The 13918-nt window shown below is 61.6% G+C and carries 14 protein-coding genes; 7 read left to right on the plus strand and 7 right to left on the minus strand.

The window, feature by feature from the left end; genetic code table 11:
• The first annotated feature begins 73 nt into the window (after nt 1-73).
• From J3A71_RS25425 to J3A71_RS25435, 3 genes are all read left to right on the plus strand, one after another.
• Complete coding sequence (locus tag J3A71_RS25425; RefSeq protein ID WP_023048269.1) at nt 74-1042, plus strand: polyprenyl synthetase family protein; 969 nt, start codon at nt 74-76, stop codon at nt 1040-1042.
• Between the two features lie 162 nt (nt 1043-1204).
• Nucleotides 1205-1546, plus strand: coding sequence for a zinc ribbon domain-containing protein YjdM (locus J3A71_RS25430; protein WP_043198767.1), 342 nt, complete (start codon nt 1205-1207; stop codon nt 1544-1546).
• 84 nt (nt 1547-1630) lie between these two features.
• Nucleotides 1631-1876, plus strand: coding sequence for a hypothetical protein (locus tag J3A71_RS25435; protein WP_016484829.1), 246 nt, complete (start codon nt 1631-1633; stop codon nt 1874-1876).
• A 136-nt stretch (nt 1877-2012) separates the two neighbouring features.
• Here the strand turns inward: J3A71_RS25435 and J3A71_RS25440 are convergent, their stop codons facing one another.
• The 5 genes from J3A71_RS25440 to J3A71_RS25460 all read right to left on the minus strand — a co-directional run bounded on the left by J3A71_RS25440 (nt 2013) and on the right by J3A71_RS25460 (nt 6774).
• Nucleotides 2013-2630 carry an FKBP-type peptidyl-prolyl cis-trans isomerase gene (locus J3A71_RS25440; protein WP_016484828.1) on the minus strand — a complete coding sequence of 206 codons (618 nt, stop codon included), beginning with the start codon at nt 2628-2630 and terminating at the stop codon, nt 2013-2015.
• Nucleotides 2631-2715: 85 nt separating this feature from the next.
• Nucleotides 2716-3021, minus strand: a complete 306-nt coding sequence (locus tag J3A71_RS25445; protein ID WP_016484827.1) for a DUF6482 family protein — start codon at nt 3019-3021, stop codon at nt 2716-2718.
• Between the two features lie 128 nt (nt 3022-3149).
• Entirely contained in the window at nt 3150-3638 is a 489-nt protein-coding gene (locus J3A71_RS25450; protein ID WP_003247486.1) for a TIGR00645 family protein, read from the minus strand.
• Nucleotides 3639-3835: 197 nt separating this feature from the next.
• Entirely contained in the window at nt 3836-4174 is a 339-nt protein-coding gene (locus tag J3A71_RS25455) for a hypothetical protein (RefSeq protein WP_016484826.1), read from the minus strand.
• A 161-nt stretch (nt 4175-4335) separates the two neighbouring features.
• Nucleotides 4336-6774: an ATP-binding protein gene (locus J3A71_RS25460; protein WP_016484825.1), complete on the minus strand. Its 2439-nt coding sequence runs from the start codon at nt 6772-6774 to the stop codon at nt 4336-4338.
• A 250-nt stretch (nt 6775-7024) separates the two neighbouring features.
• On the opposite strand from J3A71_RS25460, the gene J3A71_RS25465 reads away from it, so the two are divergent.
• From J3A71_RS25465 to J3A71_RS25480, 4 genes are all read left to right on the plus strand, one after another.
• Nucleotides 7025-7513, plus strand: a complete 489-nt coding sequence (locus J3A71_RS25465) for a DUF3015 domain-containing protein (RefSeq protein WP_016484824.1) — start codon at nt 7025-7027, stop codon at nt 7511-7513.
• Nucleotides 7514-7583: 70 nt separating this feature from the next.
• Entirely contained in the window at nt 7584-9437 is a 1854-nt protein-coding gene (locus tag J3A71_RS25470; protein WP_016484823.1) for a DUF4105 domain-containing protein, read from the plus strand.
• Nucleotides 9438-9528: 91 nt separating this feature from the next.
• On the plus strand, nt 9529-9885 hold the full coding sequence (locus J3A71_RS25475; RefSeq protein ID WP_016484822.1) for a hypothetical protein: 357 nt from the start codon (nt 9529-9531) through the stop codon (nt 9883-9885).
• Between the two features lie 68 nt (nt 9886-9953).
• Nucleotides 9954-10451: a GreA/GreB family elongation factor gene (locus tag J3A71_RS25480; RefSeq protein WP_016484821.1), complete on the plus strand. Its 498-nt coding sequence runs from the start codon at nt 9954-9956 to the stop codon at nt 10449-10451.
• A 33-nt stretch (nt 10452-10484) separates the two neighbouring features.
• Here the strand turns inward: J3A71_RS25480 and gdhA are convergent, their stop codons facing one another.
• Nucleotides 10485-11825 (minus strand): NADP-specific glutamate dehydrogenase, encoded by a 1341-nt coding sequence (gdhA, locus tag J3A71_RS25485; RefSeq protein ID WP_016484820.1) that lies wholly within the window; start codon nt 11823-11825, stop codon nt 10485-10487.
• Nucleotides 11826-12046: 221 nt separating this feature from the next.
• The gene (gene ettA, locus J3A71_RS25490) at nt 12047-13714 is read right to left on the minus strand and encodes an energy-dependent translational throttle protein EttA (RefSeq protein WP_016484819.1); all 1668 of its coding nucleotides are present in this window, start codon (nt 13712-13714) and stop codon (nt 12047-12049) included.
• Between the last annotated feature and the right edge of the window lie 204 nt (nt 13715-13918).

A 13918-nucleotide genomic window follows, 5' to 3' on the forward strand; every position in this document is an offset into this window, starting at 1 on the left:
GCCCGCTGGCACCGCGCCTTGACACACCGGTACCCGCGACCTAGCATGCCGCGCAACCTCACTGGAGCAGCCGATGCAACCCCAAACCTTCTACCGTGCGGTGGCTGATGATTTCAGCGCCGTCGACGAGATCATCAAGAAGCAGCTGACCTCGCGCGTGCCGCTGGTATCGAAGATCGGCGACTATATCACGTCCGCCGGTGGCAAGCGCCTGCGTCCCCTGCTGGTACTGCTGTGTGGCAAGGCCCTGGGCCGCGAAGGCGACGACCTGCGTCTGCTGGCCGCCACCATCGAATTCCTGCACACCGCCACCCTGCTGCACGACGACGTGGTCGACATGTCGGGCATGCGCCGTGGCCGCTCCACCGCCAACGCCCTGTGGGGCAACGCGCCGAGCGTGCTGGTGGGCGACTTCCTTTATTCGCGCTCGTTCGAAATGATGGTCGAACTGGGCTCGATGCCGGTCATGCAGATCCTGTCCAAGGCCACCCGCGTGATCGCCGAAGGTGAAGTGCTGCAGTTGTCGCGGGTACGCGATGCCAGCACCACCGAGGAAATCTACATGGAGGTCATCCGCGGCAAGACCGCGATGCTGTTCGAAGCCTCGACCCACAGCGCCGCCGCGCTGGCCGAAGCCACCGACGAGCAGCGCGAAGCCCTGCGCACCTTCGGTGACCACCTGGGCGTGGCCTTCCAGCTGGTCGACGACCTGCTGGACTACAAGGGCGACTCGCAAACCCTGGGCAAGAACGTCGGTGACGACCTGGCCGAGGGCAAGCCTACCCTGCCGCTGATCTACACCATGCGCGAAGGCACTGCCGAGCAGGCTGCGCTGGTACGCCAGGCCATCCAGAAAGGTGGCCTTGAGGATCTGGAGCAGATTCGCGTGGCGGTCGAAGCGTCGGGCGCACTGCAGTACACCGCCGAACTGGCTCGCGACTATGTGAAGCGCGCCATTGCCTGCCTCGAAGTGCTGCCAGCCAGTGAATACCGGGATGCCCTGGTTGAGCTGAGCGAGTTTGCGGTCGCGCGCACTCACTGACAGGCCGAGTCGTCTTCATTCGCGGGCAAGCCCGCTCCTACAGGATTCGCCTGTAAGAGCGGGCTTGCCCGCGATGCTTTTGTCCGGACATAATCACTTCTGGGAAAATACCTTTTACAATGTGGGTTTTTAACCGCCCGTCTGTTTGTTTGAGGAACCGAAGTGAGCACTCTGCCAGCCTGCCCAAAATGCAATTCCGAGTACACCTATGAGGATGGCACTCAGCTGATCTGCCCTGAATGCGCCCACGAGTGGTCTGCCAGTGGCGACGCCGAAGCGGCCAGCGACGAGGCGGTGAAGAAGGACTCGGTCGGCAATATCCTGCAGGACGGCGACACCGTCACCGTGATCAAGGACCTCAAGGTCAAGGGTTCGTCCCTGGTGGTGAAGGTCGGCACCAAGGTCAAGAACATCCGCCTGTGCGACGGCGACCACGATATCGACTGCAAGATCGACGGCATCGGCGCCATGAAGCTGAAGTCCGAGTTCGTTCGCAAAGTCTGATTACACAAAAAAAGGCCAATAGGCGCTTGCTATTCTGATAATAAGAATTATTCTCATTGGAACTGGTATCCAAGGAGAATAGCCATGACTTATCTGATTGACGCCTGGCTTGACCGCCCTCACCCCTACCTGCGCATTCTTCACCGCGAAACCGGCGAAGTGTGCGCGGTGCTTGAAGAAGAAGCACTCGACGAACTGCGTGACCAGGGCGACCTGGACATGAGCGGGCTGAATTCGAGTGAACCTGGGGTGCTCAAGGAGCTGGTGCGCAACCTGTTTCTGTTCTGCTATGCGCGGGCATTGCGCCCGATGGGAACAGACTGGAACTGACAGATCTGGCGAGGGCTTCGCCCTCGTTCGCGGCACAAGGCCGCTCCTACAGGGGTACGCATTTTCCCATGGACATGCATACCCCTGTAGGAGCGGCCTTGTGCCGCGAATGGGCCGCAACGCGGCCCCAGCGGTGTTACAGAACGTCGAGCAGCTCGACGTCGAACACCAGCACGCTGTGCGGCGGGATGCTGCCAACGCCTTGGGCGCCGTAGGCCAGCTCGCTTGGCACGTACAGGCGCCATTTGCTGCCAGCGTTCATCAGCTGCAGGGCTTCGGTCCAGCCAGCAATCACGCCACCCACCGGGAATTCCGCCGGCTGGCCACGCTCGTAGGAGCTGTCGAACACGGTACCGTCGATCAGGGTGCCGTGGTAGTGCGTACGCACGTTGTCTTCGCGGGTCGGCTTGGCGCCTTCGCCTGCGGTCAGGACTTCAAACTGCAGGCCAGAGGCCAACGTGGTGATACCATCACGCTTGGCGTTTTCAGCCAGGAATTCCTTGCCAGCGCCAGCTGCGGCTTCAGCCTTGGCAGCCGCTTCGGCTTGCATGATGTCGCGGATCACTTTGAAGCTGGCCGACAGGTCGGCTTCGCTGACACGGCTGTCGGCGCCATTGAAGGCGTCGGTCAGGCCGGCCAGGATGGCTTCCAGGCTTACACCTGGTGGCGGGTTGTCGCGCAGCTGGCCGCCCAGCTGACGGCCGATACCGTAGCTGACGCGCGTTTCGTCGGTAGACAGATTGAGTTCGGACATTGTCGTGCTCCACTGCAGGGCGCAGTGCAGCCGCGCCCTTGATGAAAAGGGCGAGCAGCCTAGCACACTGGGCAGCTGCGAGCAGCTACCACGCCGAACGCTGGGAAATCGGCACCTTGAGGTCTTCTTCCGGGTGTGAACCCATGCCGCACATTTCGTCCTGCACCGACCAGTGCACCAGGTTCATCGAGACCAGGGGAATGGTTTGCAGCAGCTTGCGGGCATCTTCCACCGAGTGCACGCGCAAGCGCTCGCCACGGGTGTCAGACAGGGGATGGGCGTGCCCTTTGAGCCGGGCTTCAATGAGATAATCGCCGCCTTCGATGGCGATCAGGTTCACTTCGTCGACATGGCCAGCCCTGGCCTCGAGATTAAGCTGATGCAGGTTCATGTAAGCACCTCGCGATGAGAACCAGGCATGAGCGCTCATTTTTTGTACAGGCGGGCTGAAAGCACAAGCCAGAAACGACACCGCCCGTCCGTTTTGCAACAGACGGGCGGTGCATGCAGCAACCGGACTCAGTGCTTGGTCAGCTTGTCCAGGTAGCCCATGCAGAATGCCGAAACCACAAAGGTCATGTGGATGATCACGTACCACATCAGGTAGTCGGTGGAAATGTTCTGCGCATCCATGAACACCCGCAGCAGGTGAATGGAAGAAATCGCCACGATCGACGCAGCAACCTTCATCTTCAGTGACGAAGAATCCATCTTGCCCAGCCAGTTGAGCTTTTCCTTGCTCTCGTCGATGTCCAGTTGGGAGACGAAGTTTTCGTAGCCGGAAATCATCACCATCACCAGCAGGCCACCCACCAGCGACATATCGATCAGCGACAGGATCACCAGGATCAGGTCAGCTTCGCTCAGGGCGAATACGTTGGGCAGGACGTGGACCACTTCCTGGAAGAATTTCAGCGCCAAGGCCAGCAGGCCGAGTGACAGGCCGAAGTAGATCGGTGCGAGCAGCCAACGCGAGGCATACATCGCGTTTTCGAGAATACGTTCCATGGAGGGTTTTGGACTCGTCAGGTGACTAAAAAAACGACAGCGAGTATAGCCAGCCACCTGTTACAGCAAAAGCCCGGTGAATGCGGGCTGCTTTGCCGCCCATTCGCAGCACAAGGCTGCTCCTACAAGCGACCGCGATCTCCTGTAGGAGCAGCCTTGTGCTGCGAATGGGGCGCAAAGCGGCCCCCCGGCATCAATCAGGTCTCAGGATGAAACTGATAATCCCCCAGATTTCGGCACCGCTCGCCATTGATCCGCCGCAACTGGGCCTGCAGGTGCAAACACCAGATCTGCGGGTCTTCGGATACCTGGTAGCCATGCAAGGTCAGGCTGTCGACAATGGCGTTGAGCACCGATTCGGCCACCAACGGCCCATGAAACGGCCCTTGAGCCTTGATCGCGGAAGGTTGCTCACCGGCCATGCCGGCGGCGAACAGTAACGTCCACATGCCGTTGTCACCGGCCAGTGGGCGGATGCTGCATTCGATGCGGGTCACCAGGCCCAGGCACTGGCGTGTGAGGCTGAGGTTGCGCATGGCCGCGTCCCCTCCAATAAGCCTTGTTCAGCCTGACCACCAGGCTGTTTCCATCCTGAACGCTGATACTGTCCTTAAGTTCCAGCATAGAATAACCGTATCGAAAGATGGAAAACCGGCGCTGAACGGTAGCACATCGCCGCCAGCGCCGATTTATTGACTCAGGCCGGCTTGGCCTGTGCAATTACCTCTTCGAGGCGTTCCTTTTCTGCCTTCTCGATGTCTTCCTCGCTGATCATTTCGGCAATTTCCCGCAGGCGTTCCACCACGCGGGCATTGACGCTGCCCTCGGCAAACTGGCCTTGCTCATCGAGCACCCCGGCCTCCTCGCCCACCAGCAGGCTCAGCGCCTCATCAGCCTGGCTGACTGCGTAGACGTGGAACATGCCATTCTCCACGGCCTGCAGCACGCGCTCGTCAAGCATCAGCGTGGCCACGTTGGCACGCGGAATGATCACCCCCTGCTCGCCGGTCAGGCCACGCGCCTCGCACAGGCGGAAGAAACCTTCGATCTTCTCGTTGACCCCACCCACCGCCTGCACTTCACCAAACTGGTTGATAGAACCGGTGATGGCGAAGCACTGCTTGAGCGGCGTGCGCGACAAGGCTGAAATCAGCGTGCAGGCTTCGCCCAGCGAGGCGCTGTCACCGTCTACATAACCGTAGGACTGCTCCAGGGCAATGCTCGCGGAAATCGCCAGCGGGAACTCCTGGGCATACCGGCTGCCCAGGTAACCGGTGAGGATCATCACACCCTTGGAGTGGATCGGCTGGCCAAGGTTGACCTCACGTTCGATGTCGACGATGCCGCTGCCGCCCGGGTACACAGTGGCAGAAATACGCGCCGGCATACCGAACGCCGAGTCGCCCACTTCCAGCACGGTCAGGCCGTTGCACTTGCCAATGGCCGCACCCTCGGTGTCGATCAGGATGATGCCGGCCAGCATGTCGTCCAGCACCCGTTGCGAAACGCGCCCGGTGCGGGTGGCCTTGGCTTTGAGCGCACGTTCGATGTGCCCGGCGTCGGTCATTTCGTCACTGGCCAGCTGACGGATGAAATCGGCTTCGCTGACCAGCTGGAACAAGTCGCCGATGCGCGCCGACAGGCGTGACTGGTTCTCTGCCAGGCGGGCGCTGTAGGTGGCCAGGCGTGCGACCGCGTCACTGGTCAGCGGCGCCATGCCCTCCTCGTTGGTGCGGGTGCGCAACAGCTGGGCGAACTGCTCCAGGTTTTCGTCGACCATGGGCATGTCTTCGTCGAAGTCCACCAGCACGCGGAACATCTCCTGGAAGTCCGGGTCGTGGTCCTGCAGTGCGTAGTACAGCTGGCGGGAGCCGATAATCACCAGCTTCACGTTGAGCGGAATCATCTGCGGCTGAAGGCTGACGGTGGCAACACGGCCCAGCTCGCCGATCGGGGATTCCATCTTCAGCTTGCGCGACTGCAGGGCACGCTTGAGCGCATCCCACACGAACGGCTCGCCCAGCATCTTCTCCGCTTCAAGAATCAGGAAGCCGCCGTTGGCCCGGTGCAACGCGCCTGGGCGCAGCTGCCGGTACGAAGTGTACAGCGCGCCCTGGTCGGTGCTGTATTCGATACGGCCGAACAGGTTGTCGTAAGTCGGGTGCGGCTCGAACACGACCGGCGCGCCGCCGGCGGCATGGTGGCCGACCACCAGGCTTGGGGCGTACTGCTCTTCAAGCAGTTTGCGTGCGGCGGCGTCGGTCTTGCTGTCGTCGACCAGTTGCTCGACCACGGTGCGCAGCAGGTTCAGCTGCACCGACTGCAGGTAGGCGCACACCGCTGCGTTCTCGGCGTACTTTTCTGACAGCGGCGCCAGCAAAGGCTGCAACGCGAGGGTGATGGTTTCTTCGTTGAGCTGGCGCAGCTGGTTGTTCGACTCACGCTTCCATTGCGGCAGGCTGGCCAGCTCTTCGTTCAGCTGTTCCTCCAGCAAGGCAATGTCTTCGTGAAACTGCTCGCGCACCGCTTCGGGCAACTGGGCGAACTCGGCTTCGTCCAGCGCCTTGCCATCGGCCATCGGCGTAAAGGCGACGTTGCTGGCATCGCGGTACAACGCAACGTCCTTTTCCAGCGAGGCCCGCTCGATCACATCCAGGGCGCGGTCATAGCGCTGGTTGAAGGCACGGTCGATGGCACCTTTTTTCTGCTGATATGACGGGTGCTCGAACACGGCCGGGAAGGTCGACAGCAGGTTGTCGATCAAACCGCCCATATCGCTGATGAACTCGGCGGCGCTTCCAGACGGCAACTCCAGCGCGCGTGGTTCCCGAGTGTCGTCGAAGTGGTTGACGTAAACCCAGTCGGCCGGGGTCTGCTGGCGCTTGCCCTCAGCCTTGAGGTAGCGCTTGACGAACGAGAAGCGCCCGGTGCCGGGCTCGCCCATCACATACACGTTGTAACCGGGGCGCGGCATGGCCACGCCGAACTGCAGGGCCTCGACAGCACGTTCCTGGCCCAGGACTCCGCGAAACGGCTCCAGATCGTCGGTGTGGGTAAAAGCAAACTGCTCGGGGGAGAAACGCCGGGTCAGGGCTTCAGGCGCGAGACGCAGGCGCGCAGCGACAGGATCGGGCATTGGGTTTCCTTACTTCGGCGGGCAGATGAGCAGCATTCTGGCGCTGCGCGCGCGCGCCTTGCAAGGCTCCACAGGACTTTATGTCGCAGCCGGTGCAGGTCATGTAGCAGCAAATTTTTCGCAATCAACAACGCAACCTTTAGATCGTGCCTAAACTCCAAGCTGCGCGGGTGGGTGAAAAGCTTTCCCGACCTGGCAACCGAGTTGCCAGAAACCCTGACCCTTGGTTAAGACAAAGAGAACAAATGCTATGAAACGGATTCTTCTGGGTACTCTGTTCACCGTGGTCTCGCTGAACGCCATGGCAGAAGCGCCAGGCGGCCCGAACTGCGGCTGGGGCAACATGCTGTTCGAAGGCCAGCGTGGCACGCCGGCACACTTCCTTGCTTCTACTACCAACGGCACCTCCGGTAACGCCACCTTCGGCATGACCTCCGGTACCAACGGCTGCTCTACCAAGGCTTCGCTGACCTACGGCGGCAAGTCCTGGTTTGCCATGAACGGCATGATGAACGAGCTGTCCGAAGACATGGCCATGGGCCAGGGCGAAGCGCTGACCACCTATGCCGTAGTGCTCGGCGTGGCCCCGGAAGACCGCGTCTACTTCAACTCGGTTACCCACCAGCACTTCAACCAGATCTTCAGCAGCGCCGATGTCACTGCCGAAACTGTCCACAGCAACACCCTGGCGGTTCTGAAGAGCGACCCACGCCTGGCCAAATACGCTACCGAGGCCTAAGCACTGCTGTTCCCGCCCCCACGGGGGCGGGTTTCGCCTTTTCGGCATCGTGAAGAAGTAGTTGCCCGATATGCTCAAACGCCTCGCTTCCCTGGCGCTGTGTGCCTGCGCCCCTGTTCATGCCGCGCCCGTGCTGGATCAAGGCCGTCTCCAGCAACTGGCCAATACCCCTTACTGGCTCGCCATTGGTCACTACGAAACCGCCAAGCTCGGCGGCTGGCGTAGCTATGTGGACGACGATGCGTTCTTCCTCGCCGCAGACGGTGCGCACCACCCGGATCAAGAACTCAAGGCTACGGTCGATGCGCTGTATGCCCCGGCCAGCCTAGGCGACAAGCACGCGCAGTGCGTGTTCCCCGCGCGCACCCGCTGGCTGCGCGAACAGCTCGACCTGCCAGGGTTGCCGCAGCCGGACTGCCAGGAATTCAAGACCTGGTACCAGTCGATCGACCCGCACAGCGCCGCGCTGATCTTCCCGGCGGCCTACCTGAACAGCCCGTCGTCGATGTTCGGCCACACCCTGCTGCGCATCGACCAGTCCAGCACCCGCAACGACGACACCACGCTGCTGAGCTACGCAATCAACTTCGGCGCCTACATCGAAGGCAGCGACAACAGCATCCTGTACGCCTGGAAGGGCCTGATGGGCGGCTACCCGGGGCTGTTCGCCCTGATGCCCTACCAGGAAAAACTGTCCGAATACCGCAGCCTCGAAAACCGCGACCTGTGGGAATACCAGCTGGACCTCACCCCCGAAGAAACCGGGCGCATGGTCGAGCATGTGTGGGAGTTGAAGCAGATCCAGTTCGACTATTTCTTCTTCGACGAAAACTGCTCGTATCGGTTACTGGAGCTGCTGCAAGTGGCTCGGCCGAGCCTGGACCTGACCTCGCAGTTCCCGCTGACCGCCATCCCCACCGATACGGTGAAGGCCGTGAAGCAGTCCGGCCTGGTCGCCAGCGAGGTTTACCGCCCCTCTCGCGAACGTGAGTTGCTCGCCCGGGCGGAGCCGCTTGATCACAATGAAAAGCATCAGGTGCTGGCCGTGAGTGCCAATACCGCACAGTTGCAGAGCCCCGAATTCAAGGCCCTGCCCCGTGAACGCCAGGCGTTGGTGCAGGACGCCGCATATCGCCTGGAGCGCTACCGGGCCAACGGCCAGGAGCGCGACCCCGGCCAAGCGAAGCGCAGCTTCGAACTGCTGCGCGCGATCAACAGCAACCCGCCGCCGCCCTTGCAGATCGAGCGCCCCGGCCTGCCCGAGGATGGCCATGACTCTCGCACCTGGCAGCTGGGCGTAGGCACCCGTGAAGACCGCGCTTACGCCGAGTACGGCCTGCGCATGGCCTACCACGACCTGAACGACAATGCCTATGGCTTCCCGCTGGGTGCGCAAATCGAGATCCTGCAGCTGAAGGTACGCCAGTACGAGGGTAATGACTGGCAGGTGCAGCGCCTGGACCTGGCCACCATTCGCTCGCTGACGCCCCGCAACGAACTGCTCAAACCCTGGTCGTGGCAAGTGGCCGGCGGCCTGGAGCGGGTGCCAGGCAAACATGATGACGAGGTCTTGGTCAGCCACGTGAACGGCGGCGCCGGCGGCACCTGGCAATTGGCCGACGGGTTGCTGGGTTTTGCTCTGGGTACGGTGCGGGTCGAGCATCACAACGACTTCGCCCAGTTCATCGCCCCGGCGGCAGGGTTCAATGGCGGCCTGCTGTGGCGCAACGGCTTGGGCAACATGACGCTGGAGGCCAAGGGTGATTACTTCACCAATGGCGAGGTGCGGCGCAAAGTGAGCCTGAACCAGCAGTGGGAAATCAGCCAGAACCTGGGGTTGAGGTTGAGTGCTTCGAGAGAGTTCAGCCACCTCGCTACTGCGCAGAACGAAGTCATGCTCGAATTGAAGTGGTACCACTACTGAGTGATCCAATCGACTCTTTGACACTGTTTTGACAGCTCCTCGACAAATGGCCACCTAGACTTTCCACCATCAACTGGAGGGTTTTGTGGTCATGTCGCGGTACTGGTTCGGCGTGTGCATTGCGTTGTTGCTGTCAGGTTGCGAAACCACCCACGAGCAGATGCTCACCCATGGTTATCCCCCTGCCTATGCCGATGGCTTTCAGGACGGTTGCAGCAGCGGCCGCCAGGCGGCCGGGCTGATGGTGGGCGGCTTCAGCAAAAACGTGCCGCGCTACCTGCACGAGCGCCAGTACGAAACCGGTTGGGACGACGGTTTCCGCCAGTGCCATGCCATGCAGAACAGTGAAGAACAGCGCGCGTACCACGAACGCTTCTGGGACCAGCGCGACCGCGAGTGGGAGCAGGAAAAGGACCGAGGCGCTGCCAAGGCTTATCGCCACAACTGAGTCGCAAACGGACATCCCTTGAAACCGACGGCCTGCCATGATGGTCTCCTGCACACAGGAGGCCCCGCATGAGCCGAGCATTCGTCAACGAAGACCAAGCTGCCGCCCAGGCCGACCAGCCGGTGGAGCGACGCGTCAGCGAACAACCCAACTACGTCACCGCCAACGGCCTGCACCTGCTGCAAACGCGCGTGGCCGGGCTGAATGCCTTGCGCAGCGAACTGCAGGCGCAGGGCGAGCGTGGCGACAAGCAGCGGCTGGCCGATACCGAGCGGGACCTGCGTTACTTCAGTGCACGGGTGCAGAGTGCCCAGGTGGTGCCGGCAGCCACTTCACGCAGCAAGGTGCAGATTGGTAGCCGCGTACGGTTTGTCGATGCGCAGGACCAGGAGCAGGTGGTGCAGCTGGTAGGCGAGGATGAAGCGGATGCTGGGCGGGGGCTGATCAACTGGGGTTCGCCGCTGGGACGGGCGTTGCTGGGCGCGCGGCCTGGGGATGAGGTGGTTTGGCGGCGGCCGGCGGGGGATCAGGTGATTGAAGTGGTCGAGATCGAAGGTGAGCCCTGAAGGGGCCGCTATGCGGCCCCAAAAAACTTCAGGTCAGACTACGCCTTGGGCCAGCATCGCATCAGCCACTTTCACAAAGCCTGCGATATTCGCACCTTTGACGTAGTTGATACGGCCATCCGCCTCTTCACCGTAGTGCACGCAAGCATGGTGAATCGACTGCATGATGTTGTGCAGCTTGCTGTCCACTTCACCGGCAGTCCACAGCAGGCGCATGGCGTTCTGCGACATCTCCAGGCCCGACACGGCCACGCCGCCGGCGTTGGAGGCTTTGCCCGGGGCATAGAGGATGCCGGCGTCCAGGAAGATATCCACAGCTTCGAGGGTGGTCGGCATGTTGGCACCTTCGGCCACACAGATGCAGCCATTGCGCAGCAGGGTGCGGGCGTCTTCGGCGCCCAGCTCGTTCTGCGTGGCGCACGGCAACGCGATGTCGCACTGCAGGCTCCACGGGGTCTGGCCCTTGCGGAACTCAAGGCCGAACTGCCCGGCCAGCTCGCTGATGCGGCCACGCTTGACGTTCTTCAGTTCCATCAACGCGTCCCACTGGGCATCGGTCAGGCCGGCTTCGGCGTACAGCGTGCCTTCGGAGTCGGACAGCGAGATCACCTTGCCGCCCAGGTCCATCACTTTGCGCGCCGCATACTGGGCCACGTTGCCCGAACCGGAAACTGCCACGCGGCGGCCGTCGATACGCTTGCCTTGGCGCTTGAGCATTTCTTCGGCGAAATACACGCAGCCGTAGCCGGTGGCTTCCGGGCGGATGAGGCTGCCGCCGTACGTCATGCCTTTACCGGTCAACACCGAGGTGAACTGGTTGGCCAAGCGTTTGTACTGGCCAAACATGAAGCCGATTTCGCGGGCACCCACGCCAATGTCACCGGCCGGCACGTCGCAGTCAGCGCCAATGTGGCGGTACAGCTCGCTCATGAACGCCTGGCAGAAGCGCATCACTTCGGCGTCGCTCTTGCCTTTAGGGTCGAAGTCCGAGCCACCCTTGCCGCCGCCCATGGGCAGCGAGGTGAGGGAGTTCTTGAACACTTGCTCGAAGGCCAGGAACTTCAGCACGCTGAGATTCACCGACGGGTGGAAGCGCAGGCCGCCCTTGTAAGGACCGATGGCGCTGCTCATCTGGATGCGGTAGCCGCGGTTGACCTGCACCTTGCCCTGGTCATCGACCCAGGAAACGCGGAACAGCACCGCGCGCTCAGGCTCTACCATACGCTCGAGAATGCCCGATTGCAGGTAGTGAGGGTTGGCTTCAAGGAATGGCCACAGGGTGCGCAGCACCTCTTCCACCGCCTGGTGGAATTCCGGTTGGCCAGGGTCACGCTGCTGCAGGCGTGCAAGGAAATTGTCGACAGATTCGATCATGGTAGACATCTCACCAAGAGGATTAGACTTATTGGTTTTTTTTCGAATGTACCAAGAAGCAATCGCACTGGAATAGGGCGAAATGTCGTTTTTTTGAAATTATTTGGTGCGTTTTATATAAGTGTATACAAAGAGCGAGCCCCATAAGCTGTTTACCCGCGTATGGCAGGCACAAAAATGGGGCCCCGAAGGGCCCCATTCTTGTGCATCAGAACTCCGGCTTACTGGGCCAGTTTCTTGTGCCGTACACGGTGCGGCTGGGCAGCAGCATCACCCAGGCGCTTCTTGCGGTCGGCTTCGTACTCGGTGTAGTTGCCTTCGAAGAACACCACGTTCGAGTCGTCTTCGTACGCCAGGATGTGAGTAGCCACACGGTCCAGGAACCAACGGTCGTGGGAAATCACGATCGCGGCGCCCGGGAAGTCCAGCAGGGCTTCTTCCAGCGAACGCAGGGTTTCGACGTCGAGGTCGTTGGACGGTTCGTCGAGCAACAGGACGTTACCGCCCTCCTTCAGGGTCAGGGCCAGGTGCAGGCGACCGCGCTCACCACCGGACAGGTCCTTGACGAACTTCTGCTGGTCGCCACCCTTGAAGTTGAAGCGGCCAACGTAGGTGCGCGACGGGATCTCGTAGTTGCCGATGCGGATCTGGTCGGAACCGTCGGAAATCTGCTGGAACACGGTCTTGGCGCCGTCCAGGTCTTCGCGGCTCTGGTCCACGCAGGCCAGTTGCACGGTTTCACCGATCTCGATGCTGCCCGAGTCCGGCTGCTCCTTGCCCATCAGCATGCGGAACAGGGTCGACTTACCAGCACCGTTACCGCCGATCACGCCGACGATGGCGCCTTTTGGCATGGAGAACGACAGGTTGTCGATCAGCACGCGGTCGCCGTAGCCTTTGGATACGTTCTTGAACTCGATGACCTTGTCGCCCAGGCGCGGGCCAGCCGGGATGTAGATCTCGTTGGTTTCGCTGCGTTTCTGGAATTCCTGCGACTGCATTTCTTCAAAGCGCTGCAGACGGGCCTTGGATTTGGACTGGCGAGCCTTGGCGCCTTTGCGCACCCACTCCAGTTCCTCTTTCATGGCCTTCTCGTGGGCGCTCTGCTGCTTGGATTCCTGCGCCAAGCGGTCCGACTTGGCTTCCAGCCAGCCCGAGTAGTTGCCTTCGTACGGAATGCCGGCGCCGCGGTCCAGTTCCAGGATCCAGCCAGCAACGTTGTCGAGGAAGTAACGGTCGTGGGTAATGGCTACCACGGTGCCCGGGAAGTCGTGCAGGAAGCGCTCAAGCCACGCCACCGAATCGGCATCCAGGTGGTTGGTCGGTTCGTCGAGCAGCAGCATGTCGGGGGCCGACAGCAGCAGGCGGCACAGGGCCACACGGCGCTTTTCACCACCGGACAGGTGTTCGATTTTTGCGTCCCAGGCCGGCAGGCGCAGGGCGTCGGCGGCCACGTCCAGCTGGCGCTCCAGGTTGTGGCCGTCAGCGGCCTGCAGGATGGCTTCCAGCTTGGCCTGCTCGGCGGCCAGCTTGTCGAAGTCGGCATCCGGGTCGGCGTAAGCGGCGTAGACCTCGTCCAGACGGGCCTGGGCGTCCTTGATCACGCTGACCGCTTCCTCGACCACTTCGCGCACGGTCTTGGTCGGGTCCAGTTGTGGCTCCTGCGGCAGGTAGCCAACGTTGATGTCGGGCATCGGACGGGCTTCGCCGTCGAATTCCTTGTCGACGCCCGCCATGATCCGCAGCAGGGTCGATTTACCGGCGCCGTTCAAGCCGAGCACGCCAATCTTGGCGCCTGGGAAGAACGACAGGGAAATGTTCTTGAGAATTTCCCGCTTCGGCGGCACGACCTTGCTCAGCCGATGCATGGTGTAGACGTATTGAGCCAAAACCAAGCCCTCTAATTCAGATAGGTAAAGACATCGACGATCGCCCAGGCAGCATGGCCAGGGGGATGCGTGTTCGGGTGTCATTGGACAAAGACGACCATTCTACGCCAACGCGCGGCGTTGCATAGGAGGGGCCGTGGGTGGGGTGGGATCGGTGTTGTCCCTGGGGGGCATTTGTTGGCTTTGCCGGCCTCTTCGCGGCTA

Origin of the sequence: Pseudomonas sp. PvP089 (assembly GCF_017875165.1) — a bacterium.
Classification (GTDB): domain Bacteria; phylum Pseudomonadota; class Gammaproteobacteria; order Pseudomonadales; family Pseudomonadaceae; genus Aquipseudomonas; species Aquipseudomonas fortuita.